Source organism: Pseudomonas sp. LB3P81 (assembly GCF_054897965.1).
The window spans coordinates 1,921,723-1,946,195 of sequence record NZ_JBUBVG010000001.1 but is presented as its reverse complement, the minus strand read 5'-3'; the positions used below and the strand labels follow the sequence as shown (position 1 = coordinate 1,946,195).

Here is a 24,473-nt window from a genome sequence, read left to right as displayed (position 1 = left end):
GCTGCATTGTTCGGACATGCGCTCTGCACCATGGCAACCACAAATTCCGCGCCGTTGGCGAGTTACATCGATCTACTGCTGGACGCCGTTTGCGCGGTTGATAAACAAGGTCGCTTTGTTTTTGTCAGCGCGGCCTGCGAGCGCATGTTCGGTTATACACCTGACGAACTGGTCGGCCAGCCGATGATCGATCTGGTGCATCCCGCCGATCGCCAGCGCACCCTCGACGCCGCCCGGGAGATCATGGGCGGCGAACCCAAACTCAACTTCGAAAACCGTTACGTGTGCAAGGATGGCCGTGTAGTGCACATCCTGTGGTCCGCGCGCTGGTCCGAAGTCGATCAACTGCGCATTGCCGTGGCCCGCGACATCACCGAGCGCAAGCAGGCCGAGTCCCGGCAAGCGGCACTGTATGCGATCTCCGAAGCGGCCCACGCGGCGGAAGATTTGTTGGCGCTGTTCAAGCGCATTCACTTGATCATCGGTGAATGGCTGCCGGCGCTGAATTTCTCCGTGGCGCTGTATGACGAGCACTGCGCGCAGCTCAATTTCCCTTACCACGTCGACGACAAAGAACAGCAACCCGAACAGCCCGGAACAGTCACCGGGCGGCTGTGTGCCGAAGTGATCCGCAGCGGCCAACCGATCCTGTTGACCCCGAATCAGGAAAACACACCCGCAGGATTCGAGGCGCTGGTCGCGGGCCAGCATTCGCCCTGCTGGCTCGGCGTGCCGTTGAGCTCGCAGAACGGCACCATCGGCGCGTTGATCGTTAAAAGCGTGGCCGGTGGCGAGCGCTATACCGAGCAAGACAAGGAACTGTTGCAGTTCGTGTGCGCCCAGATCGCGACCGCGATCGAGCGTAAGCAGTTGCATACCCGGCTGCAGCGCATGGCCCAATACGATCAACTGACCCAACTGCCCAATCGCGAGTTGCTCCGTGACCGGCTGAAAGCCTCGCTGACACGGGCCAAGTCGGAGTGCGGGCGCATGGCGCTGCTGTATGTCGACCTCGACCGCTTCAAGGAAGTCAACGACACCCACGGCCATGCGGTCGGCGACATGCTGCTGCAAGCGGTCGCCAATCGTCTGAAAGGTTGCGTGCGCGAAACCGACACCGTGGCGCGTATCGGCGGTGATGAATTTGTGGTGTTGTTGCACAGCATCCAGGCTGCGGAAGATGCTGACGGCGTCGCCGGAAAAATCCGTCAGATACTGGCTCAGCCATTGCGACTGGACGGGCACAACCTCAACATCCAGCCGAGCATCGGCGTCGCCCATTACCCCGAACACGGTACGGAAGAGGAGCAATTGTTCCGCCACGCCGACGAGGCCATGTACAGCGCCAAACGCCAGAATCACCTGCAGTACGGGGCCTGAATGGCTGTCACCGTTCGTCGCATCGATCCCATTTTTTCTAAACCTTTGCAGTGATCCAAATTCAGATTCTATGCGGGCTCCTGCTCGCCGCGATCATTAGCAAGAGGTAGAGAATCATGCCTAACTCACGAAACTCGAACGCGGGACATACTGCCGCCGATCGAACGAAAGCGTCTGAAGCCGATCGTAAAGGTGGGAAAACTACCACCACGACCGTCGATAAAGAGCCTGCGAAACCCGATATGGGCCGTAAAGGTGGCCAGAAATCCAAGTAGTGGTGAAAGTAGTTTTGATTGAGAGACGGGAGCGAAAGCTCCCGTTTGAATTTATAGAGAGGAGGGCGCGACCATGAGCCGGATGGCCACCCGAATACGCAACGCCGGTTTTGCCACGTTACTGGGCCTGTGTGCCAGCAGTGCCTTTGCCCAGTCCCCCGCCGAATTCATTAACGATGCTTCGGCCAAAGGCATGGCCGACATCGAAGCCAGCCGCTTGGCGCACCTGAAGTCCGAATCCAGAGAGGTCAAGGACTACACCATCGTCGTCATCAATGATCGCACCACCGCCAACCAGCACCTGGCGAAAATCGCCAGGCAACTGGATCTGCCGGTGGCGCCACGGGAAGAGGTGATCGACAAGGCCAAAACCTTGATGCCGGAAGTGCAGGACGGCGCGACCTTCGATCAGGCCTATGCCGCCAGTCAGGTGAAGACCACGCAGGAATCCATCGAACAACTGCAGCAGGAAGCGCAGACCACCGATGTGCCGGAAATCAAAGCCTTTGCTGAAGAAACCCTGCCCAAACTGCAAAACCATCTGCAAATGGCCAAGGCGCTGCAAGCAGGTCGATGAGGCCGCGGTTGACGGCGTTTAAAACAAACGGCGCGTGATTCACATCACGCGCCGTTTTTGTTAGTACTCAGCAGTCGTTCAAGTTCTGTTTGTGCTTGCTCGTGGTCGCCAGCCCCGCCAGATCATGCACCTCGTTTTCGCCCATGGCGCGGTAGTGTTTACGCAGCGCTTCCAGCTGCTTCAGGTCGAGTGACTCCAGCCCCAGCATCGCGTTCTTCGCTTCCTTGTTCACCCGCAGCAGTTCGTCGATTTTCAAATGCAAGATGTCGGTATCGCGGTTTTGCGTGTTCTGGATCAGGAACACCATCAGGAAGGTGATGATCGTGGTCGAGGTGTTGATGATCAGTTGCCAAGTGTCGTTGTAGTCAAAAAACGGCCCGCTCAACCCCCACAGACCGATGAGAATCAACGCCCCCATGAACGTCTTGGGACTTCCGGCCCACAAGGCGAGTTTCTGCGAGATTTTTGCGAATTTCATTGCCGTGTTCCTTAAAGGGATGCGCCTGAATTTGTGACAGCGCGGGCGTGATGAAAATTCTGATTACATTTTCGAAACCACCGAAATCTGTAGGAGCCGGCTTGCTGGCGATGGCGTTGTCAGTTAATACAAAGGTTAATTGATGAGCCGCCGCCACAGGTCGAATAGAGCTAAGTTCCTCGGTCGATGTATCGTAGCGAACCGGTTGTCTGCCCAGGTCGAGACAACGTTTCTACAGGAGAACGCAATGAGTTGGTCCGCCAAACAATACGTCGCTTTTGAAGATGAACGCACCCGCCCGGCACGCGACCTGCTCGCGGCGATCCCGCCTGTGGACGCACGCTCGGCCATCGACATCGGTTGCGGCCCGGGCAACTCGACCGAGCTGCTGGTGGAGCGCTTCACCAGCGCCACGGTGCGTGGCGTGGACAGTTCGAGCGACATGATCGACGCCGCCCGCAAGCGCTTGCCGCAGGTGCAGTTCGACACCGTTGATATCGGCACCTGGAACGAGAGCGGCCCGTTCGACGTGATATTCGCCAACGCGGTGTTGCAGTGGTTGCCCGATCACGCGACGTTACTGCCTTCGCTGGCCGCCCGACTGACCCAGGGCGGCAGCCTGGCCATTCAGATGCCCGACAACCTCAACGAGCCGTCCCATCGCCTGATGCGCGAAGTCGCTGCCGATGGCCCGTGGGCCAGCAAGTTGGCAGACGCCGCCGGGCAACGCACGGAAATGGCCAGTGCCAGCGATTACTACTCAATGCTGCGACCGCACTGCGCGCGCGTCGATGTGTGGCGCACCTCCTACCATCATCCGTTGGCGGGCGGTGCGTCGGGCGTGGTCGAGTGGTTCAAGGGCAGCGGTTTGCGGCCGTTTCTCGAACCGCTGGATGACGCGGAAAAGGCGCAGTACCTCAAGCAATATCACACCGCGATCGAGCAGGCGTATCCGGCGCTGAGCGATGGTTCGGTGCTGCTGCCGTTCCCGCGATTGTTCATCGTCGCGACGCGCTAAGCGCAAAAAAGGGACGGATAACGTTGAACGTTATCTGTCCCTTCGCTTGGCGCTCAAGTAATCGAAAAGAAACGAAGCAAAGCCGAACAACCCAATCATTGAAATGATCATGATCCCCAACTCTGAATTTTCCATGCTGATCTCTAAGCGAAAGGTGAGCTGGCAGAGTAGGGGGGGGGGTGTCGGGCTTGATGTTGCGCTACTGCTTCTTTACGGGCTTGTGGGGATCTATACGGAAAATATACGTGATGGGCGAAAACGCAAAGGGCGCCCCGCAAGGCGCCGCTGTTTAACGTCAGGACGGTTCCGCATCCATACGTCGCGCAATGACATCCAGCACATCGCAGCCATCTCGCAAGGGGATGCTGCAGAGCATTGCGAAGTCGCTGAGAATCACCGAGTCGGTGATGATTTCGCCGCGCATCGCGAGGTTTTCCAGGACCTGCGTTACCGCGCCAATTCTGTAGCGGGCGGAGCTGAGCAGTGAATGCAGCGGTTGGGTGGTATTTACGTAGAACGTGGGAAGGTCGTCGGCGTTGCTGGTTAAAGCCATATATTCATTCATGAGTGATCACCATATCTAAGGGAAGACCTACCACTCAATCGTCGCCAAACAATAGGGTGGTAGCTGTACGTGGGTTGGCGAACCGGGACATGGCAAAACCGGCAGACCCTGGGGTCTCCCACGCACAGCCACCAAAAAAAGGCAGCCAAGTGCGTTCAAAAGCGCTCCGAGAAATTCTCGGAGGCTTCTGTACCAGTCATCGAGTCGCCAAACCCAATACGCCATTTGGGCGCGTTCGGACTATAGGACTCATGACAAAGGCACAGCAATGGACAAGTCTACGGACAATTCCCAGAGTCGTGTAGGACCTTGCCTTTTCTGGTAAACCGGCTCGATTCGAAACCTGAATGGCAACCGGATTGGTGTAATTTTGAGTCGGGTAGAGAAGGGAATATCAGGTATGACGTCAGAAAATTTAGCTCGATTAACGGAGGTCTGAAAATTAATGAGTACCGCTAATGGCGAGAAAGCCAGCGCATTGACTGAGTTTTTCTCCAACACGCCTGCCAAAACCCGGCGCGAGATTTTGATGGGCGTAATTTGCAAGGCTAACGCGTCCCAACGTGACGTCGTGCAAAAAGCAGAAGCTATCAAAGCTGCACTGTCCACGACTCCGGCAGCCTGAGCTTTCGCCGCAATGCCAATTTAAAACCCGGCGTAGTTCTGGCTATCCGGATCCGCAACATATCACTCTTCACCAGCCCCCATCTGCCGATCCTCAAACGCAGAACGCACCGCCTCCACGACGCGGCCCGCCATGCCCTCATCTTCAAGCTGCGGATACCCTTTCTTCAACTTGCCAGACACCATCCAGCCATTCTCCTTGATGGAGCGAATAATGCGGTTCGCATCCTGGTCCGGCATTTCCAATACCTCTTTCAGCTGCTCTTGAGCTCGCTGAAAGATCACCAGTACTCTGGCTTCATCCGCCATTTCCGTTCGAATCGTGTGCTCGACGACGCGTGCGGTGTACAGGACGTGTTCGGTCAGATCGGGATACCGCCAGGCAAAGCATGCGTCCTCGTATTCATCGAAGATGAAATTGCTGGGAGTGCCATCCTCGTAGGTCACGAGTTCGCCGAAGCGATAGGCCGTCGCGTAACGTCGCATGAACGGTCGCGAGAACACTTCGAGCGTACGATCGTAGCCGGCCCGGAAGTCGATCGAACTGGTGATGGTGGCTGACACCGGCAGGATCACGCCGTCGGGTACTGCCTTATCCCGAATCAGAGTGTCGTTGATCAGGAAGCGATGAATCCGGCCGTTGCCATCGCGCATGGGATGGATATAGACGAAGCCAAATGCCAACACAGCGGCACGTGCCAGTGACTCCGCGCCACGGGTTGCGACCTCAAACTCGTTGAGTCCTGCCAGCAACTGCGCAAGATCCGCGGAATGGGGGGCAATGTAATGCACGATGTCCTCGCGCATTGTGGCCTGACCCACAAACACAGGAGAGCGCCGCAAGCCCAGTCCGATGGCATCACGCCCCAGAATGCCGGCTTGCAGGGATTGCAGGCTGGCGTTGCTCAACGGGTTTTCGATATGGCCGCAATGCTGGGCAATTACATGGGCGAACCGCTGGATGCGGTCAGCCTGATCGGCTTCTTTTTCGATAAGGAAGCTCGCGCGGGACTCCTTGAACGTCAGCCAACTGGCCGTTCGCATAAGGATGTCGGCGCCGAATGCCTGATCCAACTCAGCCAATGCCGCGCGTAGATCGAACTGCAAAGCTTCCTGTACTGACGTCGTACGACGAACCAAGGGGCAGAACTCAGCCGTCCCCGGCAGGTTGTTATTGATTCGCCAGCGTCGCGTTCGCAGTGGCTCGCGACGAGTCAGATATTTTTGGGGTGAAAGTGCATCGACATAGGCGCCATTGGTCACGTCAGGCACATCCAGACGTTCCCCTGTCAGCCATTCGTAAAGGAACCCGGTGCGCCGGGCGTACTGGCCGAAAGGCTCTCGTCGACACCATTCTTCAATAGGTTGCGGGCCTATTGCCGCAAACAGGCGAGCAAAGAATTCAAGATGAATCTCTTCGTACTTGAGCCCGAATTCGAAATGTCCTGCGAAATCGTCTGCGGGTCGGTAACTTTGTGGATACCGGTTCTTCACATTACCGTCACTTTCGCGGCTGACACGTGCAGAGCCAATCGTGGACTCGACGCGCAGAGGCTGTGCAAGTGCGATGTCGTAGCGATCGGCGAGGGCCTTGAAACCGACTGGCATTGACGAATTCCTTAATAGGGCAATGAAAATGCTAACAAAACGCTCATGTGGCGCGAAAACGTTAATTTTCTACGATGCGAAAATACTAATCCTGTGTGAATTTTGATACTAAAACCGTGATTCCCAAAAAAAACGATAACGTATCTCAGCTTAGTCGTAACTGCCCTGAGGGCAAAAGGCAACTCCACCAAATCCCAGACACAAAAAAACCGGCCATCAAGGCCGGTTTTTTCTTTACCTGCATCCCCCGTCAAAAAACAACGTGAGACCAAAATTCGATTGGAGCGGGTGAAGGGAATCGAACCCTCGTTATCAGCTTGGGAAGCTGGAGTAATGCCATTATACGACACCCGCTCAGAACGGCTGACTTTGTACCAGATGTGCACGTGGAAATGAAGTTTTTCTTTGCGCGGGATGGCTTTAGCGCAGGTGAAACAAGACATCAGACCGCGTAACGGTCGTTCGCGGGCAAGCCTCGCTTCTACAGATTTGCGTTAGCGTTGTAGGGCGAAGCTTGCTCGCGATGACGCTGTTTCAGATTGCCAATGCATGGTGGTCCTGGACGTAGTGGTAACGCGGTCGGTTTGCCGGTTGCTCAGGTTTCAGGAAACCCAGCAGGGCATTGCGGCTGTCTCGGCAGGCGGCTTTGTGTTCCATGTCGAGAAAGTGGCCAGTCGCATCCAGCGTCTTGAAGGTGGCGTGTTTCACATGGTCGGCGAATAACCGGGCGCCATCGGCGGCGGTGTATTCGTCCCATTCGCCGTTCATGAACAGCACCGGTACGTTGATTTTCTCTGCCGCTTTGAAGAAACACTGGCGGTCGCTGTGCAGCAGGTCGCTGATGTGGAAGTGCATCTGCCCGTATTCATGATCGGCCAGGCTGCTGACGTGGCGGAAGTTGAAGCGCTTGAACAGGGTCGGCAGGTGTTTGCCGATGGTGCTGTTCACCAGGTTGCCGACCCGGTCGCCGTCACGGCTGCCGAGGTAGTCGACGCCGCGCTCGAGGTAGTCGAGCATGTGCGCGTTGATCTCCGGGGAGAACGAGCTGATCACGGCTTTTTCGATGCGTCGCGGTTGTTGGGCGAGGGCGACCAGGGTCGCGGCGCCGCCCCAGGAAAACGACAGCACGTGTTCGGCGGCGAAGTGGTCGATCAGCTCCAGAAGGATCTGCCCTTCGACTTCCTTGGTCAGCAATTTTTCATGCAGGTTGTGGGCTTTTGATTTGCCCGCGTAGGGCTGGTCGTAGCAGACCACGTTGAACTGCGGATGGAGGTTTTTCACAGTTTGTGCAAACGACGCAGTCGTGGCCATCGAGCCGTTGACCAAGATGATGGTCTTCTCTGCGGCGTCTGCGCGATAGAACTCCGTGTAAACCCGATACTGACCCTGTATATCCAGCACAGCGATTTCTGGCCTCATGTCATAAGACTCCTGGCAAGCGGGTATGCGCGCAAATGAGATTGCACGAGCTTTGTGACAGGTAGGCAGATGCCTGGAATTTTGAAGGCCCATGTCGATCCATTGCAGTCCGGTCGACGGGTATTGTTATTGGCGGGCAGTCTGCCGGTCTGAGGCGGAACCTTAAGGTTCTCTAACCGACAAAAAGTTTCTTTGAAGTACGTTGTGACTCGTCAGTCACATTTTGGCTGACGACCTGATTCAAGCAGGGGAGTCGGCATCGCGCAAGTGCAATTCGTAAATTCTTCGACGGCTTCTGCTGAGCGGTAGGCTGCTTAGATCAATCTGATCTCTTCATCGCTCAGTGGGCGGTATTCGCCCGGTTTCAGCGCGTTGTCGAGTGTCAGCGGACCCATGCGTTCGCGGTGCAGGCGCAACACTTTGTTGTCGAAGTGGCCGAACATCCGCTTCACCTGGTGATAACGGCCTTCGACGATGCTCAGTCGCGCTGATTTCGGCCCGAGCAGCGCCAACTCGGCCGGCAACGTGGTGAGGTTTTCGAAAGCGAAGTACAGGCCTTCGGTGAATTTCAATGCATATTCCGGGCCGATCTCTTGCTCGGTCTCGACGTAGTAGACCTTGGGCAGTTTGGTCTGCGGTTGGGTCAGGCGTCGCGACCAGCTGCCGTCGTTGGTGATCAGCATCAGACCGGTGGTGTTGAAATCGAGGCGACCGGCGATGTGCAGGTCTTCCTTGTCCGGCTCGTGGATCAGATCGAGCACCGTCGGATGCTCTGGGTCGCGAGTGGCGCTGACGCAACCGGGCGGTTTATGCAGCATGAAGTAGCGTGCGGGTTTGCCGACTTGCAGGACTTCCTCATCGACCTCGACACGGCTGAACTCCAGCACTTCGGCGTGAGGATCACTGACGACTTTTCCGTCGACCCGCACGCGCTTTTCCACCAGCAACAGACGAACCTGCTTGCGGTTGAAGCGGGGCAGGTTGCTGAGGAAGCGGTCAACGCGCATGACAAAACATCGACAGGAAAAGGGCCGCGCATCTTACGTGATCGGCCATAAGGATGCTTACAACTGCGCCTCGACCTGTGCGCAGCGCGGGCACAGGCAGGATTTGTCACGCAGCTCGGCGGGCAGCGCTTCGAGTACCGCCGGGTCGATGCTGACGCCGTAGCACCAGCAGGCCCGATCGGCGGTTCGCGGGTCGGCCAGGGTGCAGTCGTTGGAGGCGCCGCAGGCCGGGCAGAATTCAGGCTTGTTCATGTAGGACTATGCATAACTGGTGTGAGGCTTTTCCGCGCAGGTACGGTTACGGCCGGATTGTTTGGCCCGATACATTGCATGATCGGCCCGGGAGAGCAGGGTGTGCAAGGTGTCATCCGGTTGTAGCGTCGTGAGGCCAATGCTGACTGTCAGATGCAAGGCGTGATCGCTGTAGGCATAACGCTGTTGCTCGACATGCCGGCGAATTTTCTCGGCGATCATCAGACCGGTCTCACCGTCCGTGTCCTTGAGTAGCACGATGAACTCCTCACCGCCCCAGCGGCAGACGATGTCGGATTGGCGCAGGCAACTCTCAAGATCCCGTGCAAAGCCGATCAGCACCTGATCGCCGGCGAGGTGACCGTAGGTGTCGTTCAAGGCCTTGAAGTGGTCCAGATCCAGCAGCAGCGCGGTCAGCGGTTTCGGCTCGCGCTGAGCCTCGTGCATCGCCTGTGCGGCCAGCAGGTCGAAGCCGCGACGGTTCGGCAGCTCGGTCAGGCTGTCGAGCGTCGCCTGCGCCTGGATCTTGCCCTGATAGCGCTTGATCACCCGGTGGAGCAGGGCCAGCACGATCAGCGTCACGACCAGGCAAATCAGCAGGTTGAGGTACAGCGACTGACGGATTTCGCTCAGGGCGCCGTCTTCGCGTTTGTCGACGAACAGGTACCAGTTCAATTCCGGAATGAACCGCACATTGAGGAAATGTCCCTCGCCCTGGACGGAATATTCGTAGCTGCCGCTGTGGGGTTTGGGCAGTTGGCTGACGAGGCTCTTCATGCTGTCGAGTTCGCCGAGGGTTTGCCCGACGCGCGAACCCTGCGGACCGCCATCGGCGCCGGTGAGCACCAGCCGACCGAGTTTGTCGACGAAATACACGCTGCGCTGATAGCGCTGCTGGTACTTGTCGATCAGCTTGATCACCGCATCGACTGTCAGACCAACGCCCGCCGCGCCGATGAAACGGTTGTTGTAGTCGTAGACCTTGTAGTTGATGAAGAAGGTCAGGTTGTCCTTGTTGGCAAGGTCCGGGTCGACGTTGATCTCGTAGGGATCGGCCATGTCACGCACGCGGAAATACCAGGTGTCGCGCGGTTCAGTGACCTTGACCTGCTTGAGCACGCCTTTGGCGTGGTAGTAGGTCAGCGTACCGTTGGAAACAAAAAACGCGGTGTAGGCACCGTAGTGGGTCATGACCTCATTGAGGTAACGGGTCATCTGGTCGGTGTCGTGCTCGCCGTTTACCACCCAGTCACGCATGAAGGTATCGCGGGCCATCATCGAGGAAATCAGGATCGGTCTGACGAGGTCTTTCTGGATTTCCGAATAGACCGTGTCCGATGTCAGCGGCAGCTCGGTGTTGACGATGTTGTCGCGGATCGAGGCGCGCGAGGCGTAGTAGCTGAGGAATGAAGTGGCAAGGAAGCCCGCGCCCAGCAGCGCGATCAGCGTGAGAACCAGCAAACGTTGCGAATACAGCGGCGAGCGAAGCGGCATGACGATTCCGTTGGCAATGACCCGATGGAAAGCATTCTAGTGGGACTGCGGGCAAATAACTGCGGGATTTGTGGGGTGAATCGGCTGGGGTCAGGTTCAGTGGCGTCTGGGCGGACGCCTTCGCTGGCAAGCCAGCTCCCACAGGGACCGCGCAAAACCTGTGGGAGCGGGCTTGCTCGCGAATCGAGAGATCAACTCTGATCTGTCAGATAAGCACGCCATCCACCCAGATGACTGATATCCACCGCACCCTCCAACCCATAAGCTTCACAGATAAACCCACTCTCCCAACGCCCATCCGCCAGTTGCACCTTGCCCAACCCCAACGGCGCAGGAATCGCGGTCAGAAACGACCCCAACTCGCTGCTCGGCAATTCCCAAACTTCCACCGCAATCGCCACGCCGCCATCCTTCACCCGCACCATTCCCGGACGAAATGGCGGGCCGCCGGCCAACGCATACAGCTGATAATCCGGCGAACTGAACGTCGTTTCGACCAATGTCGCGCCGCGCCGCTTCAATTGCCAGTTCAGCGCCAGCCCATCCAGATGCGCGCCGCACACCACCAGTCGTGCGCGGTCATTGCGAGCGACCGCCACAGGTACAGGCGCATCCGAACGACGCTGAAACGCATCCGCCACACTCAACAAATACTGATCGGTAAACGCCCGACCAAACAACGTCACGCCCCACGGCAAACCATTGCCCATGAAAGCGCTCGGCACGGCCACGGCGGCGTAGTCGAGCAGGTTCATGAAGTTGGTGTAGTAACCCAGTTCCGAATTGCGCAGCACCGGCTCAGCCGCAAGCTCCGCCAAGGTGACAGGACGGCCGATGGTCGGCGTGACCACGCAATCCAGTCCTTCCAGCGCCTTGTCGCAAAGCGCTTTCAAGGCTTGCAGCCGATACTGGGCGCGGAAGGTTTGCACGCCGCTCACTACCGGTGCCTTGGCCAATACCGCACGAATCACCGGCAATACAGCTTCAGGATTTTGCTCCATCAACTCGCCGGCGACGCTGTAGCGCTCCGCCACCCACGGGCCTTCATAAAGCAAGCGCGCCGCTTCAAGGAATGGCGACAGATCCAGTTCCACCGCTTCACCGCCCAACGTCTTGAGCCGATCGATGGCATCGCCGAACAACAGCGGACCTTCAGGGCAACCGAAGAACTCCAGGTCCTGCGCACGCGGCACGCCGAAGCGGAAAGGGCGCGGATTACCAAACGCCGAGCCGTCATTCCACAGCGGGTTGCTGCGGCTGTACTCATCCCGTGGATCGAGATGCGCCGTGAGCGCCAGCAACTGACTGGCTTCCCGAGCGGTCGCGGTAAAGGTCGTGACGCAATCGAGCGTGCGACACGCCGGCACCACGCCCGCCGTGGAGATCAGCCCTTTGGTGGCTTTCAACCCGAGCAGATTGTTCAACCCCGCCGGCACTCGCCCCGATCCCGCCGTGTCCGTGCCCAACGAAAAACTCGCCACGCCCAGCGCCACCGCCAGCGAAGAACCGGCGCTGGAACCGCCCGACGGATACTCCGGCAACACGCTGTTCGGGCACGCGCCGTACGGCGAGCGACTGCCGTTAAGCCCGGTAGCGAACTGGTCGAGATTGGTCTTGCCCAGCGGAATCGCCCCCAACGCCAGCAACTGCTCGACGATGGTCGCCGACTGCTCCGGCACATAGGCAAACGCCGGGCACGCCGCCGTGGTTGGAATGCCGGCCAGATCGATGTTGTCCTTGATCGCAAACGGCACGCCGTACAGCGGCAGGCTTTCGATATCGCGACCGTCGAGGGCGGCGAAGTACGGTTCCAGTTCTTCAATGCTGAGCAAATGAATGAACAGGTGATAGTCCGGGTTCAGCGCGGCGGCTTTGTCACGCAGGCTCAGCAGCAGTTGTCGCGGTGTGGTGCTGCCGTCGCGGTAAGCGCTGCGCAGGGCGTCGAGTTGCAGATTGATGGTCATGGCGTTAATCCTTTTCAAATGGGGTTCAGTCGAGTTCCAGCACCACGACGCGCTGTCCGGCGCGCACCGCCGAACCCGGTTGCACGCGGATCTCGCGGACGATTCCGGCCATGGGCGCGAGCAGCGGGATTTCCATCTTCATCGACTCCAAAATCACCAGCACATCGCCAGCGGCAACGCGGCTGCCGGTCTCCACCTGAACCTGCCAGAGGTTGCCGGCGATGTGGCTGTCGACGCTCATTTCGCCGCTGGCCAGCGGTACGTCTTCAGTCGGTTCCGGGGCCGCTTCTTCACTGTCGAAATGCGCCTGGCCGCTGGCGATCCAGCGCTCGCGCTCGGCGTTGAACGCGCCTTGCTGCTGCTCGCGAAACGCGGCGATGGTCTCGGCTTCTTTCGCCAGGAAAGTCTGGTAGTCCGCGAGGTTCAACTGGCTGTGTTCGATGTTCAAATCGAAGCGCCCGAGCGGGAAATCGCGGCGGATGCGCAACAATTCATCGGCGCTCACCGGATAGAAGCGGATCTGGTCGAAGAAGCGCAGCAACCACGGTTTGCCATCGAACGCGGCGACTTCGCGGTAGCGGTTCCACATCTGCAAGGTGCGGCCGACGAACTGATAACCGCCGGGGCCTTCCATGCCGTAGACGCACATGTAGGCGCCACCGATGCCCACCGAGTTTTCTGCGGTCCAGGTGCGGGCCGGGTTGTATTTGGTGGTCACCAGCCGATGGCGCGGATCGAGCGGGGTGGCGACCGGTGCGCCGAGGTAGACGTCGCCCAGACCCATCACCAGGTAACTGGCGTCGAACACCGTGCGCTGCACTTCATCGAGGTTCGGCAGGTCGTTGATGCGGCGGATGAACTCCAGATTGCTCGGGCACCACGGCGCGTCCTTGCGCACGGTGGTCATGTATTTTTCGATTGCCAACTGGCAGGCCGGGTCGTCCCAGGACAGCGGCAGATGGACGATCCGCGAGGGCACTTGCAGGTCTTTGGCGGCGCACACGGCGTCCCATTCACCGGCGACGATGCCGAGCAGATCGGTGAGTGGAAGTTGTTCGGGTTGGTAGTGCACTTGCAGTGAACGGATGCCGGGTGTGAGGTCGATCACGCCGTGCAGGTGTTTGCTTTCCAGCGCCTGCATGAGGGCGTGGGCGCGGAAGCGCAGGACGAGATCAAGTTCTGGGGCGCCGATTTCCAGTAGCAGGTGCGTATCCCCCGACAACCTCGCAACCAACCGCGTATCGTCCTGACCAATATCCAAAACAACAGGCGACACAACTCCCTGTGGGAGCGGCGGTGCGACGATTCGACTTGCTCGCGAAGAGGGCGTGTCAGTCGATATGAATGTGTCTGACACATCGCTTTCGCGAGCAAGCCCGCTCCCACAGGGGGTATTCCATTTCAAGGCGAGATTTCGGGCGGTTTTGAGATCGACCGGGAAGAACTGTACTTTGTCACCAGCCTTCAATTGCCCCAGCTGCCAAAGATCCGCCTCAATCACTGTCACCGGACAAACAAACCCGCCCAGACTCGGCCCATCCGGCCCCAGAATCACCGGCATGTCCCCGGTGAAATCCACTGCCCCAATGGCATACGGATTGTCATGAATATTCGACGGATGCAGCCCAGCTTCACCGCCATCAGCCCGCACCCATTCCGGCTTCGGCCCGATCAACCGCACGCCGGTTCTGCTGGAGTTGAAATGCACTTCCCATTGGGTGGCGAAGAACGTGCCGATGTAGTTTTCGGTGAAGTATTCCGGCGCGCCATGCGGGCCGTAGATCACCCGAATCTGCCGCACGGCAGGCAACTCAACGATTTCAGGCAGTTGCTCACCGACGTTGTGGTCGCTCAACACCGGCACATGCAACACGTCCCCGGCCCGCAGCGCACGACCGCCATGCCCGCCAAATTGCCCCAGCGTGAAGGTACTTTTGCTGCCGAGATAATCCGGCACTTGCAGGCCGCCACGCAGGCACAGATAGCTGCGAGCGCCTGCACCGGCAATCGTCCCGAGGCTCAGCGTGGCACCGGCTGGAATCAGCAGCGCCGTGTTCATCGCCACGAGTTCACCGTTCAACGTCAGCGGAATCACCGCCCCGGTCACCGCCACCACCGCATCGCAATTGAAGCGCAGCAACGGCCCGCTCATGGTGATTTCCAGCGCGGCGGCGCCTTCTTCGTTACCCAGCAAAAGATTGCCCAATCGCAACGCACGGCTGTCCATCGGCCCCGACGGCGGCACGCCTACCGCCCAGTATCCGAGACGCCCCGGATAGTCTTGAACGCTGGTCTGCGTCCCGGCGCTGAGCACTTCAAAAGTGTTGGCCCGATAGACCAGATTTTCCAGGCAACGGGTCCACGGCTGACCGCTGGCGAACGGCGCATCGAGCAAAATCTGCCGTAGGTAATCGCGGTTGGTTTCCACACCGTAGAGCAGGCTGTCGCCCAATGCTTGATGCAGATCGGCTCGCGCTTCTTCGCGAGTCGGCGCCCAGCAGATGACCTTGGCGATCATCGGATCGAAGTACGGCGGAATCTCGCAACCGGCCTCGACCCACGTGTCGATGCGCAGCTGTTTGCCATCGGCGACGGGGAAGTTCACAGCGGTCAGCAAACCAGGGCTCGGCTGAAAATCACGCCCCGGATCCTCGGCGTAAAGCCGTGCCTGAATCGCGTGACCGTCGGCTTTCAAACCTTGGCTCAACTCGCTCAACGGCGGTAAATCACCGGCCGCGAGCTCGACCATCCAACGCACCAGATCCACGCCCCACACCTGTTCGGTGACACCGTGCTCCACCTGCAATCGGGTGTTCACTTCTAGAAAGTAGAAGCGCTGATCTTCGCTGTCGAAGACAAACTCCACGGTGCCGGCGCTGCGATAATTCACTGCTTTGGCCAGTTTGATCGCCGCCGCGCAGAGTTCGTCAGCCATGCCTTCAGGCAGGTTCGGCGCCGGGGTTTCTTCGAGGACTTTCTGGTTGCGGCGTTGTACCGAACAGTCGCGCACGCCGAGGGCGATCACTTCACCGCGACCGTCGCCGAACACCTGAACTTCGAGATGTCGGGCACGCTGGATGTACTTCTCGATGAACACACCGGCGTCGCTGAAGTTGTTCTGGCCAAGGCGTTTGACCGCTTCGAAGGATTCGCTCAATTCGGCAGCGCTGCGGCACACGCGCATGCCGATGCCGCCACCGCCGGCGGTGCTTTTGAGCATCACCGGATAACCGACCTGTTCGCCGGCAATCAGCGCCGCGTCGAGGCTGTCGAGCAATTCGGTGCCTTCGAGCATCGGCACGCCGTGTTGCTTGGCCAATGCACGCGCGGTGTGTTTGAGGCCGAACACGCGCAACTGCTCAGGCGTCGGGCCGATGAAAGCGATATCGGCCGCTTCGCAGGCTTCGGCAAACGCGGCGTTTTCCGAGAGGAAACCGTAGCCGGGATGGATCGCCGTGGCGCCGGTGGCTTTGGCGATGGCGAGGATTTTGTCGACCGCCAGGTAGGTGCCGGCCGCCGCGCCTTCACCGAGGCTGTGGGCTTCATCGGCTTGCAAAATGTGCAGGCTCGCGGCATCGGCTTCGGAGTACACGGCGACGCCTTTGACGTGCAGTTCACGCAGGGTGCGCAGGATGCGGCAGGCAATGGCGCCACGGTTGGCAATCAGGACTTTTTCGAACATGGCATAACCCCCGGAGGCGATAACACATCAGCCTCGACCTGGGATGCGGGCCGTCCCGCAGTTTTTCGAAATGCACCCGGGCCGTCCCGGATGAACAAAGTTCACGCTTTTTGTGGCGAGGGAGCTTGCTCCCGCTCGGCTGCGTAGCAGTCGCAAAACCGGCCGCTTCGGTATATCAGGCACAGCGATGTTGGCGGGTTTGGGGCCGCTTCGCGACCCAGCGGGAGCAAGCTCCCTCGCCACAAGGTTTAGCGGTGTTCTCGCTGTTGCAGGCACTGGGCTGAGCGGGCCTGGCACAGGGCAAACAACCATTTACGCAACCGCGCTAATTTCAGTTCCATACCAGCAGCTCCGCAGGCGTAGGGTTGTAGGCATTGCACGGGTTGTTCAATTGCGGGCAATTGGAAATCAGCACGATCACATCCATCTCGGCCCGCAGGTCCACGTACTTGCCCGGCGCCGAAATCCCGTCTTCAAACGTCAGACCGCCATCCGCCGTGACCGGTACGTTCATGAAGAAGTTGATGTTCGGTCCGATGTCGCCCTTGCCCAGTCGCCCGTCGTGGACGCAGGCCCGCAGGTAGTTGTCGCGGCAGCTGTGCATGTAGCGTTTTTCCAGCGCATAACGCACGGTGTTGCTCTCTTGCGCGCAGGCGCCGCCGAGGGTGTCGTGGCGCCCGCAGGTGTCGGCGACGATGGTAAGCATCGGTTTGCCGAGGTTGGAATAGAGCACGCTGCCGGTGCTCAGGTAGACGCTGTTCTGCCGGCGCAAGGTGCGTTGTACGTCGTAGCGCTCTTTCGGATTGGCAACGCTGTAGAACAACGTATCGACCGCCTGATTGCCTTCCAGATCGAGGATGCGCAGGGTCTGGCCGGCCTTGACTTCCATCAGCCACGGTTCGCCGGCCGGGATGGTGGCGCGGTAGACCGCTGTTTCAGGCAGCTGTTGAGCGGTAGCGATTGCGAGTGACATGGCAGCGATCCTCAGGCGAACAGACGGTCGGTGTTGATGAAGCCGCGCTCGTTTTCCGGGCGCGAGGTGCGGCAATGTTCGGCGACGCTGGCGTCGGCGTTCATCCAGCTCAGCTTCAACGGCTTCGGTGCATATTCCGGCGCCGGGTCCATCGGATGTTGCAGCGCGGTGAGCACCACCAGCGTGTCCATCGGCGCGTACAACTCGATGTAGTCACCGGCCTTCGAGTTGCCTTCGACGAAGTGGAAGCGTCCGGTCTCATCGACGTTCACGCGGCTGAACAGGTTGAGGGTCATCAGCAAGTCCGACAGGCCCAGCCCCCACTTGCCGAGTTCAACCAACAGGTTGTCGGTGCCGTTGCGGAAGAAGCCGTTGCGCAGTTCCTGATAGCGGCCCGCGCCGTATTTTTCCGCGACTTCTTCAGCGCAGAGCACGCCGCCGAGACTGTCGCTCCAGCCGCAGGTGTCGGCGGTAATTGCCGCCAATACGCGGCCCATGTCCGAGTAAAGGCAATGGCCGGTGGTGAGCTTGGCGGTGTGTTGGCATTTGAGGCTGTCGGGCAGGTTCAGGCGTTCGGTTTTTTCATTGGCGTTGAGCAGCGTCAGGCTGACGTTGGCGCCGCCGCGCAGGTCGGTCAGGCGCAGCAACTGGCCGCGTTTCAATACGAAGGAGCGATGGCCGCCGCCGGGGAGCATTTCTTCGGCGAAGGGCGGGAACAGTTGGGTCGAATCAGTCATTTTCAGATGCCTCTAAGCGATACGAAGCGTGTCTGCCAACGAGGCCGGCAAGGCATCAATGGCGGCGCGAGTGGCGCGGCGGTCGCTGTTCAAAGGGATGTCGTAGGTGATGCGTGCGCCATAGGCGCCGGGGGCGTGCGGGTCGACGCGGACCTTGTCGAACACCAGCAAGCGGGTGCCGAGGCTGAAACCTTCGGACAGGTCGTGGGTGACCATGAACACCGTCAGTTGCGTCTCGCGCCACAGCTCCAGCAGCAGGCTGTGCATGTCCTTGCGGATGCCCGGGTCGAGCGCGCCGAACGGTTCGTCGAGCAGCAACACGCGGGGTTTCATGATCAGCGCCTGGGCGATGGCTAGCCGTTGCTGCATGCCGCCGGAGAGCTGCGCGGGGTACTTGTCCAGCGAGTGGCCGAGGCCGACCTTTTGCAGCAGCTCCGAGGCCTGTTCTCGCGCGTCTTTTTTAGCGCTGCCGAACAGGCGCCCGAGCAGAGGTGAGCGTGGCAGCTCGAGGCCGAGGGCGACGTTGTCCAGCACGGTCAGGTGCGGGAACACCGAGTAGCGCTGGAACACCACGCCACGGCTCGCATCCGGTTCGCCGGCCAGCGTCTGGCCGTCCAACAGAATCTCGCCGCGAGTGGCGCGCTCCTGACCGAGTAGCAGTCGAAGGAAAGTGGATTTGCCACAACCCGATGCGCCGACAAGGGTGCAGAACTCACCCTCGTTGACGTTCAGGTTCAGCCCTTCGAGCACCACCTGATCGGCGTATTGCTGCCAGACGTTTTTCACCGTGATGAAGCTCATGCGCGAGCTCCTTCATACCAGGGAAAGGCACGCTGAGTCAGGCGCTTCAGGCCCCAATCCATCAGCCAGGCGAGCAGGGTGATCCACACCACGTAAGGCAGGATCACGTCCATCGCCAGATAACGGCGTACCAGGAAAATCCGGTAACCGAGGCCGTCCGTGGAGGCGATGGCTTCGGCGGCGATCAGGAACAACCACGCCGAACCGAGCATCAGCCGCAGCGAGATCAGCAGACGCGGCAGCAATTGCGGCAGCACCACGCGCAGCATCAACGTCCAGGTCGAGGCGCCGAGGGTCTGGGCCTTGATCAGCAGTTCGACCGGAATTTCCCGGGCGCGCTGTTCCAGATCCCGCGCCAGACACGGAGTGATGCCGATCACGATCAGCATCACTTTCGACAACTCCCCCAGCCCGAAGACGATGAACAGAATCGGCAGGATCGCCAGCGGCGGCACCATCGACACCACCGTCAGCAACGGCGACAACGGCGCGCCGAACAGCGGCAACGTCCCGGCGGCGATGCCCAGGCACAGCCCGGCCAGCGCGCTGATGCCGAGGCCAATGGCCAGGCGGCGCAGACTGGACGCGGTGTCTTGCCACAGCACGTATTCACCGGTGCGTGTGTCGGCGGTGAACGCCAGACGTTTCACCGCATCGGTCATTTGCACGGCGCTTGGCAACAGCTTGTCGTTGGGGTTATCCGTCAGTCGCTCGGCCGAGCCCATGAAGTAGGCGAACAGCACCAGGGCGAACGGCAGGATCACCAACAGCAGGCGACTCGGGCGATCCGGGTGGCGATTGATCAGACGCATGGCCAGGTCCTCTTCTTACAGCTTGGCGTCGGCGGCCATCTGCACGTAGCTCGGGTCGAAGCGCAGTTTGAGGTTGGTCTTGTCGCCGCTGGTCACACCGTTGGCGAAGGCCATGCCGACCGCGCTGGTGTCCTTGGCGCCTTCACCGAGCAAGCCGTGCTGGAAGGAAAACTCCGCGACCTTGCGCATGGTGTCCGGCAGTTGCTTGCTGGTGGAGAAGGCCAGGGCTTCTTGCGGCGTGGCGAACAATTTGGTGGTGTCCAGTTGTGCCTGGAAGCCCGCGAGGTCAGTGCCGGAGGCTTTGGCCATGTGTTCGAGGGCCGTCTTGCTGGCCGCGTTTTTTGCGTTCATCAATTCGACCACTTCGAACCAGGCGCCGGTCAGCGCTTTGCCCAGGGCGGGGTTGTCTTTGAGGGTGGCGCTGTTGACCACCATCATGTCCATGATTTCGCCGGGGATCTGGCTGGAGTTGAAGACTTCGGTCACGCCGGGCTTGGCCTTGATGTCCGAGAGCATCGGGTTCCAGGTGGTGACGGCATTGACCTGATCGGTGTTGAAGGCGGCGGAGATATCGGCGTCGGAGGTGTTGACCACTTTCAGGTCTTTCTCGGTGAGGTCGACCGAATCGAGCGCGCGGGCCAGCAAGTAGTGGGAAACCGACAGCTCCACCAGGTTGACGTCCATGCCCTTGAGGTCGCTGACTTTCTTGCCGTCGCCCTTGAGTACGATGCCGTCGTTGCCGTTGGAGAAATCGCTGACGATCAGCGCGGTGCTATCGACGCCGCCGGCCGCCGGAATGGTCAGCGCGTCCATGTTGGTCATGGTGCAACCGTCGAACTGGCCGGCGGTGTACTGGTTGATGGATTCGACGTAGTCGTTGAGCTGAACCACATCGATCTTGATGCCGTACTTCTTCGCCCACTTGTCGACGATGCCTTGGCTGCCAGCGTATTCCCATGGCATCCAGCCGGCGTAAATGGTCCAGCAGACGCTGAAGTGGTCTTTCTGGGCGGCTTGGGACGAGACGCTCACGAAGGCTGCAAAAGCAGCGGCGAGCAGGGCGGGTAAACGAGGTCGGGACATGGTGGTTCTCCAGTTGATCAAGGGCGGGCAGGAGGCAACGCGGCACCGTAAGCGGTGGCTTGTCTCCCGGGCTTTTGTCCCGCCGTGTAACCTCAACTGGAGGTCGCCAACTCTCGGACCAGCCACTCGCCTTAGCGAGTCGGAACCCTAGTCAGCCATTGCAAATTGTGGTGCCGCGAACCTGTGATGACTCCTGCACGGGTTTGTTAAAGCGAGAGCCGTGCCAAGTCGGCCAGATGCCTCTGGTTCGGGGGATTGCGCGATCAGCGCCTTTGAAGGGGGAGGAATTGCTGCCTTGTGATGGTGCGTTGGCGCACCGCGATGGACCGCATTGGCCGCTGATCTGAAGGTTATTGTGGCATTGCACTCGGTTACGGATTTTCAGTCAAAACAGGTGTCAGCCGGCCTGTATCGGCTGCGGGTCTTTCAGGAGGCCGCCATGTTTCGTCGACTGTTGCTTGGTGTTGTGCTCGGTGTCGGGTTGTCCGGCTGCTATTACTACGCCGGCTCCTACGATGTGTATTCCGCGCCTTATTACTACCCCGGCTATTCGCCTTATTCCTATTACTACGGCCCACGCTATTACTATGGTCCGCGCTTTTATGGAGGCTATCGCTACTACTATTGGGGCGGGCATTCGCCACGTTATTACGGCGGTGGATATCGCGGCGGCCACCACTAATCAGCACGTGAATAGATGAAAAACCTTTCATCGGCGAGATGTTTCAACTTGTTGCGAGACCGCACCAGATGTCGAAAACGATGTCTGATTTTTCGACAGTCACCGAATAATTGACTGTCGCTCGCCAGCGTCGCTGGTGTGGCTCACTCGCGGTCCAGGAGGCCGCCATGCTCTGTCGAAAACAGCTCCGCCAAATTCTTCTGATTGCTGTATTGGGATTGTCTGTTGGTGCGTGCGTGCCCTATGCCGATGGAGGAGGCAGCTACTACAGTTCCGAGGTGTATACATCCCCAGCGCCGTATTACTCCGGTGGCGGGGATTACTACTCCAATGGCGGTTATTACACATCGCCGCGCCGGTATTACTCACCGCCGGCCCGCTATTACCAGCCTACGCCGCGGTATTACTACCAGCCGCGGGTTTATCAACCGGCACCGCGTTATTACCAGTCGTCGCCACGAAGCGATTACCGGGCTCATCAGAGTCGCGGCTGGGATGGTCATAGCCGTGGCGGTTGGGACGGTCGTAACCGTGGCAATTGGAGCAACGACAATCGCGGCGGCCACGGTGGACGCGAAAACCGGGGCGGTCGGGGCGGCCATGATGGGCGCGGCGATCATGATGGTCGAGGCAGTCACCGTTAAGCACTCATAAAAAATGCGGCGCATGAAGCGCCGCTTTTTTTGTGCGCCAGATAGGGCTCGTAGGTCGTGACTGGGATTTGAGGTGACGCCCTCAAGGAACCGCACGGTGGCGAAAGAACGAGGGTCACACCTGCTCGATTCGAAATTCACGCGTCTTGCTCCATCTCCTCGGGCGTTCTCGGAACGCTCCTACATTTTTATTTCTGCGCGTTTGTTAGCGTTTGTGCATTCGAATTGATGTTGAAAAAAAACTTCAATTAAATGAGGGCGTGCGAGCAGGAAGTCAGTTAAATCATGAATTTACTTATCATTCATCAAAACTTTCCTGGTCAATTTCGGCACGTTGCATTGGCAGCGCTGTGCCGGCCAGGCGTTACAGTTACTGCGATAGGGCGAGATACTGCTCCGGGTATATCAGGAATAAAGCTCTTTAGATATCGACCTGTAAGAAAGAAATCAAATTTCATTCATCCGTACTTGCATCAATATGAAGAGGCGGTAGTTGATGGGCAGAAAGTACTTGGGGTGTTGAAAGGACTCAAGCAAAAAGGCTATCGCCCTGATGTGATACTTGCTCACCCAGGATGGGGTGAAACGCTTTTTGTTAAGGATGTATACCCTGACACTCCTCTGATTAATTTTTGTGAATACTATTATCATTCAAAAGGCGCGGACGTGGATTTTGATCCTGAATTTCCGTGTGCAACAGATGCTTCCTCAAAAATTCGCCCACTGAATTCGATGCATCTTTTGAACCTTGAACAATGTGATATTGGAATTGCACCGACATATTGGCAGCGCAGTCTGTTTCCGCCAGCGTATCACTCTAAAATTGACGTAATTCATGAAGGTATTCCTCTACAAGCGCCTGAGCCTGTGCCGATTGCCTCTGTAAAGCTACCCAGTGGGCACGTGATAGAAACCGGGCAGTCAATCGTGACGTATGTCGCCAGAAACCTTGAGCCCTATCGCGGATTTCATAGTTTCATGAGATCCATTCCTTATATCCAGGCCAAGTGTCCGGACGCCCAGATCGTAATTGTGGGAGGCGATGGCGTCAGTTATGGACGTTTGCCTAAAGGGTTTGAGAATTGGCGCAGTAAGTTGCTGGCGGAATTAACTATGGATCTTTCCAAGGTGCATTTCACGGGCAAGCTGCCTTATAAAACGTATAGAGCAGTTTTACAGGTATCAGAAGTGCATGTTTATTTGACTTATCCCTTCGTTCTGTCGTGGTCGTTGCTAGAGGCAATGACGTCTGAGTGTGTTGTGATCGGTTCCGATACCGCTCCGGTTCAGGAGGTGATCGTTGATGGTGAAAATGGATTGCTGGTGGATTTTTTTGACGCTGAGGCGATAGCTGGAAAGGTTTGTAGAGTCTTAAAAAATACCGGCGATTTTAGTTTGATTGGAGAATCAGCGAAATCAACTGCTAGCAGATTTGATGTAAAGCATGGAGTGCGAGGCTATTTTGACGCTTTTGACCGCGTGATGTCAGCTTTCAAGTAGCTTGTTTGATCATTTTAAATGGAGTTTGAAATGTATAAGGTATATCGCAAGGATGCATATTGGTGGTGTAAAACCATATTGAAGTACGGTTTGGTTTTGGCTTTTTGCTCATGGTTGGTGAGTTGCTATATTGACTCGGAGCGCAGGGCAGAAGAGCGGGGTCGTAGCCGAGAGGAATCAAAAAAATGCAATCAGGAACTCGCTGGTATGGAGCATGTTCCCATTCTGGGGGGAGGCCTTCTTGATATAAGTAAAATCCCAGGGTTTTATTATAGTTCTACCACGAGGAACGGGCTGTGTATTGCGGAAGGCCTCGAGGGCTCTTTCTGGTGGACGGGTACTGAACTTCGTCCCACCTATCAGGAACTCGGGAAGGAGCCGTCACCCAACCGGAAGCTTTTCAGTGTTACAGCCAGGCTGTACACAAGAACAGCATCCACTGAACCATATGAAGTGGGTCTTCAGACTGTCGATTGGCCTGGAGAGCTTATTGTGAAACTTAAAAATTACCCGGGTTTGGAGCTCTGGCTTGACGCTCCCCCTCCTAGCGTTGAGAACGAGTTCTCTATAAAAAATTTCGTTATAAGCGATTGGCGTCGCCGTGACGGAACTCCGCGAATGATTGCGTGTAACGGTTTGGGTTCTCCGTCGAGCGAAGTTTTGGAAAGTGGGTTGAGTAGGGACGTTTTATTGACGTTTAACAGATCACAACTGGAAAATCTGGACTTTGGCCGTTTCAATGCTTATTGCACAGTCGAATTGCATGATTTTGATTTTGCAGGTGGTGATGCTCGTGTGCATTTGGGGACAGGTTCGCTACATGCGGCTCCTGCCGCGCTTAAGTTTATTAATGAGTATCTTTCACGCTCCATAATTACAGGGAAGTAAT

The 24,473-nt window shown here is 58.2% G+C and carries 23 protein-coding genes, 1 tRNA gene and 1 riboswitch; of the genes, 9 read left to right on the top strand and 15 right to left on the bottom strand.

Going from position 1 to position 24,473, the window contains the following annotated elements; translation table 11 throughout:
* Positions 1 to 30: 30 nt before the first annotated feature.
* The 3 genes from ACYZTL_RS09000 (at position 31) to ACYZTL_RS08990 (ending at position 2,232) form a co-directional block, all read left to right on the top strand.
* Complete coding sequence (locus ACYZTL_RS09000; protein WP_461951497.1) at positions 31 to 1,380, top strand: sensor domain-containing protein; 1,350 nt, start codon at positions 31 to 33, stop codon at positions 1,378 to 1,380.
* A gap of 116 nt (positions 1,381 to 1,496) precedes the next feature.
* Positions 1,497 to 1,655 (top strand): stress protein, encoded by a 159-nt coding sequence (locus ACYZTL_RS08995; protein ID WP_461951496.1) that lies wholly within the window; start codon positions 1,497 to 1,499, stop codon positions 1,653 to 1,655.
* Between the two features lie 73 nt (positions 1,656 to 1,728).
* Positions 1,729 to 2,232, top strand: coding sequence for a DUF4142 domain-containing protein (locus ACYZTL_RS08990; RefSeq protein WP_461951495.1), 504 nt, complete (start codon positions 1,729 to 1,731; stop codon positions 2,230 to 2,232).
* A 67-nt stretch (positions 2,233 to 2,299) separates the two neighbouring features.
* On the opposite strand, the gene ACYZTL_RS08985 is transcribed toward ACYZTL_RS08990, so the two are convergent.
* Positions 2,300 to 2,710, bottom strand: a complete 411-nt coding sequence (locus ACYZTL_RS08985; protein ID WP_461951494.1) for a low affinity iron permease family protein — start codon at positions 2,708 to 2,710, stop codon at positions 2,300 to 2,302.
* Positions 2,711 to 2,957: 247 nt separating this feature from the next.
* Here ACYZTL_RS08985 and tam point away from each other — a divergent pair, with 247 nt between their 5' ends.
* Complete coding sequence (tam, locus tag ACYZTL_RS08980) at positions 2,958 to 3,728, top strand: trans-aconitate 2-methyltransferase (RefSeq protein ID WP_461951493.1); 771 nt, start codon at positions 2,958 to 2,960, stop codon at positions 3,726 to 3,728.
* 295 nt (positions 3,729 to 4,023) lie between these two features.
* Here the strand turns inward: tam and ACYZTL_RS08975 are convergent, their stop codons facing one another.
* A complete protein-coding gene (locus tag ACYZTL_RS08975; RefSeq protein ID WP_461951492.1) occupies positions 4,024 to 4,293 on the bottom strand; it encodes a short-chain dehydrogenase in 270 nt (89 codons plus the stop codon).
* A 445-nt stretch (positions 4,294 to 4,738) separates the two neighbouring features.
* Here ACYZTL_RS08975 and ACYZTL_RS08970 point away from each other — a divergent pair, with 445 nt between their 5' ends.
* Positions 4,739 to 4,918, top strand: coding sequence for a hypothetical protein (locus tag ACYZTL_RS08970; protein ID WP_461951491.1), 180 nt, complete (start codon positions 4,739 to 4,741; stop codon positions 4,916 to 4,918).
* A 62-nt stretch (positions 4,919 to 4,980) separates the two neighbouring features.
* Here the strand turns inward: ACYZTL_RS08970 and ACYZTL_RS08965 are convergent, their stop codons facing one another.
* The 13 genes from ACYZTL_RS08965 to ACYZTL_RS08905 form a co-directional block, all read right to left on the bottom strand.
* Positions 4,981 to 6,525 (bottom strand): Fic family protein, encoded by a 1,545-nt coding sequence (locus tag ACYZTL_RS08965; RefSeq protein ID WP_461951490.1) that lies wholly within the window; start codon positions 6,523 to 6,525, stop codon positions 4,981 to 4,983.
* 280 nt (positions 6,526 to 6,805) lie between these two features.
* Positions 6,806 to 6,879, bottom strand: a tRNA-Gly gene (locus ACYZTL_RS08960).
* Between the two features lie 180 nt (positions 6,880 to 7,059).
* Positions 7,060 to 7,944: an alpha/beta fold hydrolase gene (locus tag ACYZTL_RS08955; RefSeq protein ID WP_461951489.1), complete on the bottom strand. Its 885-nt coding sequence runs from the start codon at positions 7,942 to 7,944 to the stop codon at positions 7,060 to 7,062.
* Between the two features lie 314 nt (positions 7,945 to 8,258).
* Positions 8,259 to 8,951, bottom strand: coding sequence for a pseudouridine synthase (locus ACYZTL_RS08950; protein WP_461951488.1), 693 nt, complete (start codon positions 8,949 to 8,951; stop codon positions 8,259 to 8,261).
* A 57-nt stretch (positions 8,952 to 9,008) separates the two neighbouring features.
* Complete coding sequence (locus tag ACYZTL_RS08945; protein WP_461951487.1) at positions 9,009 to 9,203, bottom strand: cysteine-rich CWC family protein; 195 nt, start codon at positions 9,201 to 9,203, stop codon at positions 9,009 to 9,011.
* 6 nt (positions 9,204 to 9,209) lie between these two features.
* On the bottom strand, positions 9,210 to 10,697 hold the full coding sequence (locus ACYZTL_RS08940) for a sensor domain-containing diguanylate cyclase (RefSeq protein ID WP_461951486.1): 1,488 nt from the start codon (positions 10,695 to 10,697) through the stop codon (positions 9,210 to 9,212).
* 191 nt (positions 10,698 to 10,888) lie between these two features.
* The gene (gene atzF / locus ACYZTL_RS08935) at positions 10,889 to 12,661 is read right to left on the bottom strand and encodes an allophanate hydrolase (protein WP_461951485.1); all 1,773 of its coding nucleotides are present in this window, start codon (positions 12,659 to 12,661) and stop codon (positions 10,889 to 10,891) included.
* A 25-nt stretch (positions 12,662 to 12,686) separates the two neighbouring features.
* Positions 12,687 to 16,343 carry an urea carboxylase gene (uca, locus tag ACYZTL_RS08930; RefSeq protein WP_461951484.1) on the bottom strand — a complete coding sequence of 1,219 codons (3,657 nt, stop codon included), beginning with the start codon at positions 16,341 to 16,343 and terminating at the stop codon, positions 12,687 to 12,689.
* A 331-nt stretch (positions 16,344 to 16,674) separates the two neighbouring features.
* Positions 16,675 to 17,316, bottom strand: a complete 642-nt coding sequence (locus ACYZTL_RS08925; RefSeq protein ID WP_218437284.1) for an urea amidolyase associated protein UAAP2 — start codon at positions 17,314 to 17,316, stop codon at positions 16,675 to 16,677.
* Positions 17,317 to 17,327: 11 nt separating this feature from the next.
* Entirely contained in the window at positions 17,328 to 18,053 is a 726-nt protein-coding gene (locus ACYZTL_RS08920) for an urea amidolyase associated protein UAAP1 (protein ID WP_461951483.1), read from the bottom strand.
* A 12-nt stretch (positions 18,054 to 18,065) separates the two neighbouring features.
* Positions 18,066 to 18,854 carry an ABC transporter ATP-binding protein gene (locus tag ACYZTL_RS08915; protein ID WP_461951482.1) on the bottom strand — a complete coding sequence of 263 codons (789 nt, stop codon included), beginning with the start codon at positions 18,852 to 18,854 and terminating at the stop codon, positions 18,066 to 18,068.
* The gene (locus ACYZTL_RS08910) at positions 18,851 to 19,666 is read right to left on the bottom strand and encodes an ABC transporter permease (protein ID WP_461951481.1); all 816 of its coding nucleotides are present in this window, start codon (positions 19,664 to 19,666) and stop codon (positions 18,851 to 18,853) included. Before ACYZTL_RS08910 ends, ACYZTL_RS08915 begins: the two co-directional genes overlap by 4 nt.
* A 15-nt stretch (positions 19,667 to 19,681) precedes the next feature.
* Positions 19,682 to 20,749 (bottom strand): putative urea ABC transporter substrate-binding protein, encoded by a 1,068-nt coding sequence (locus tag ACYZTL_RS08905; protein ID WP_461951480.1) that lies wholly within the window; start codon positions 20,747 to 20,749, stop codon positions 19,682 to 19,684.
* A gap of 61 nt (positions 20,750 to 20,810) precedes the next feature.
* Positions 20,811 to 20,911, bottom strand: a riboswitch (guanidine-I (ykkC/yxkD leader).
* A gap of 277 nt (positions 20,912 to 21,188) precedes the next feature.
* Here ACYZTL_RS08905 and ACYZTL_RS08900 point away from each other — a divergent pair.
* The 4 genes from ACYZTL_RS08900 (at position 21,189) to ACYZTL_RS08885 (ending at position 24,472) form a co-directional block, all read left to right on the top strand.
* Entirely contained in the window at positions 21,189 to 21,431 is a 243-nt protein-coding gene (locus ACYZTL_RS08900; RefSeq protein WP_461951479.1) for a hypothetical protein, read from the top strand.
* Between the two features lie 167 nt (positions 21,432 to 21,598).
* The gene (locus tag ACYZTL_RS08895; RefSeq protein WP_461951478.1) at positions 21,599 to 22,075 is read left to right on the top strand and encodes a hypothetical protein; all 477 of its coding nucleotides are present in this window, start codon (positions 21,599 to 21,601) and stop codon (positions 22,073 to 22,075) included.
* Between the two features lie 294 nt (positions 22,076 to 22,369).
* A complete protein-coding gene (locus ACYZTL_RS08890; RefSeq protein ID WP_461951477.1) occupies positions 22,370 to 23,584 on the top strand; it encodes a glycosyltransferase family 4 protein in 1,215 nt (404 codons plus the stop codon).
* A 30-nt stretch (positions 23,585 to 23,614) separates the two neighbouring features.
* Positions 23,615 to 24,472: a hypothetical protein gene (locus tag ACYZTL_RS08885; RefSeq protein ID WP_461951476.1), complete on the top strand. Its 858-nt coding sequence runs from the start codon at positions 23,615 to 23,617 to the stop codon at positions 24,470 to 24,472.
* Position 24,473 lies beyond the last annotated feature (1 nt).

Bases quoted from the DNA above. Each gene is read 5' to 3' on its own strand.
- ACYZTL_RS09000 (WP_461951497.1), top strand. From the start codon at position 31: ATGGCAACCACAAATTCCGCGCCGTTGGCGAGTTACATCGATCTACTG.
- ACYZTL_RS08995 (WP_461951496.1), top strand. From the start codon at position 1,497: ATGCCTAACTCACGAAACTCGAACGCGGGACATACTGCCGCCGATCGA.
- ACYZTL_RS08990 (WP_461951495.1), top strand. From the start codon at position 1,729: ATGAGCCGGATGGCCACCCGAATACGCAACGCCGGTTTTGCCACGTTA.
- ACYZTL_RS08985 (WP_461951494.1), bottom strand. From the start codon at position 2,710: ATGAAATTCGCAAAAATCTCGCAGAAACTCGCCTTGTGGGCCGGAAGT.
- tam (WP_461951493.1), top strand. From the start codon at position 2,958: ATGAGTTGGTCCGCCAAACAATACGTCGCTTTTGAAGATGAACGCACC.
- ACYZTL_RS08975 (WP_461951492.1), bottom strand. From the start codon at position 4,293: ATGAATGAATATATGGCTTTAACCAGCAACGCCGACGACCTTCCCACG.
- ACYZTL_RS08970 (WP_461951491.1), top strand. From the start codon at position 4,739: ATGAGTACCGCTAATGGCGAGAAAGCCAGCGCATTGACTGAGTTTTTC.
- ACYZTL_RS08965 (WP_461951490.1), bottom strand. From the start codon at position 6,525: ATGCCAGTCGGTTTCAAGGCCCTCGCCGATCGCTACGACATCGCACTT.
- ACYZTL_RS08955 (WP_461951489.1), bottom strand. From the start codon at position 7,944: ATGAGGCCAGAAATCGCTGTGCTGGATATACAGGGTCAGTATCGGGTT.
- ACYZTL_RS08950 (WP_461951488.1), bottom strand. From the start codon at position 8,951: ATGCGCGTTGACCGCTTCCTCAGCAACCTGCCCCGCTTCAACCGCAAG.
- ACYZTL_RS08945 (WP_461951487.1), bottom strand. From the start codon at position 9,203: ATGAACAAGCCTGAATTCTGCCCGGCCTGCGGCGCCTCCAACGACTGC.
- ACYZTL_RS08940 (WP_461951486.1), bottom strand. From the start codon at position 10,697: ATGCCGCTTCGCTCGCCGCTGTATTCGCAACGTTTGCTGGTTCTCACG.
- atzF (WP_461951485.1), bottom strand. From the start codon at position 12,661: ATGACCATCAATCTGCAACTCGACGCCCTGCGCAGCGCTTACCGCGAC.
- uca (WP_461951484.1), bottom strand. From the start codon at position 16,343: ATGTTCGAAAAAGTCCTGATTGCCAACCGTGGCGCCATTGCCTGCCGC.
- ACYZTL_RS08925 (WP_218437284.1), bottom strand. From the start codon at position 17,316: ATGTCACTCGCAATCGCTACCGCTCAACAGCTGCCTGAAACAGCGGTC.
- ACYZTL_RS08920 (WP_461951483.1), bottom strand. From the start codon at position 18,053: ATGACTGATTCGACCCAACTGTTCCCGCCCTTCGCCGAAGAAATGCTC.
- ACYZTL_RS08915 (WP_461951482.1), bottom strand. From the start codon at position 18,854: ATGAGCTTCATCACGGTGAAAAACGTCTGGCAGCAATACGCCGATCAG.
- ACYZTL_RS08910 (WP_461951481.1), bottom strand. From the start codon at position 19,666: ATGCGTCTGATCAATCGCCACCCGGATCGCCCGAGTCGCCTGCTGTTG.
- ACYZTL_RS08905 (WP_461951480.1), bottom strand. From the start codon at position 20,749: ATGTCCCGACCTCGTTTACCCGCCCTGCTCGCCGCTGCTTTTGCAGCC.
- ACYZTL_RS08900 (WP_461951479.1), top strand. From the start codon at position 21,189: ATGTTTCGTCGACTGTTGCTTGGTGTTGTGCTCGGTGTCGGGTTGTCC.
- ACYZTL_RS08895 (WP_461951478.1), top strand. From the start codon at position 21,599: ATGCTCTGTCGAAAACAGCTCCGCCAAATTCTTCTGATTGCTGTATTG.
- ACYZTL_RS08890 (WP_461951477.1), top strand. From the start codon at position 22,370: ATGAATTTACTTATCATTCATCAAAACTTTCCTGGTCAATTTCGGCAC.
- ACYZTL_RS08885 (WP_461951476.1), top strand. From the start codon at position 23,615: ATGTATAAGGTATATCGCAAGGATGCATATTGGTGGTGTAAAACCATA.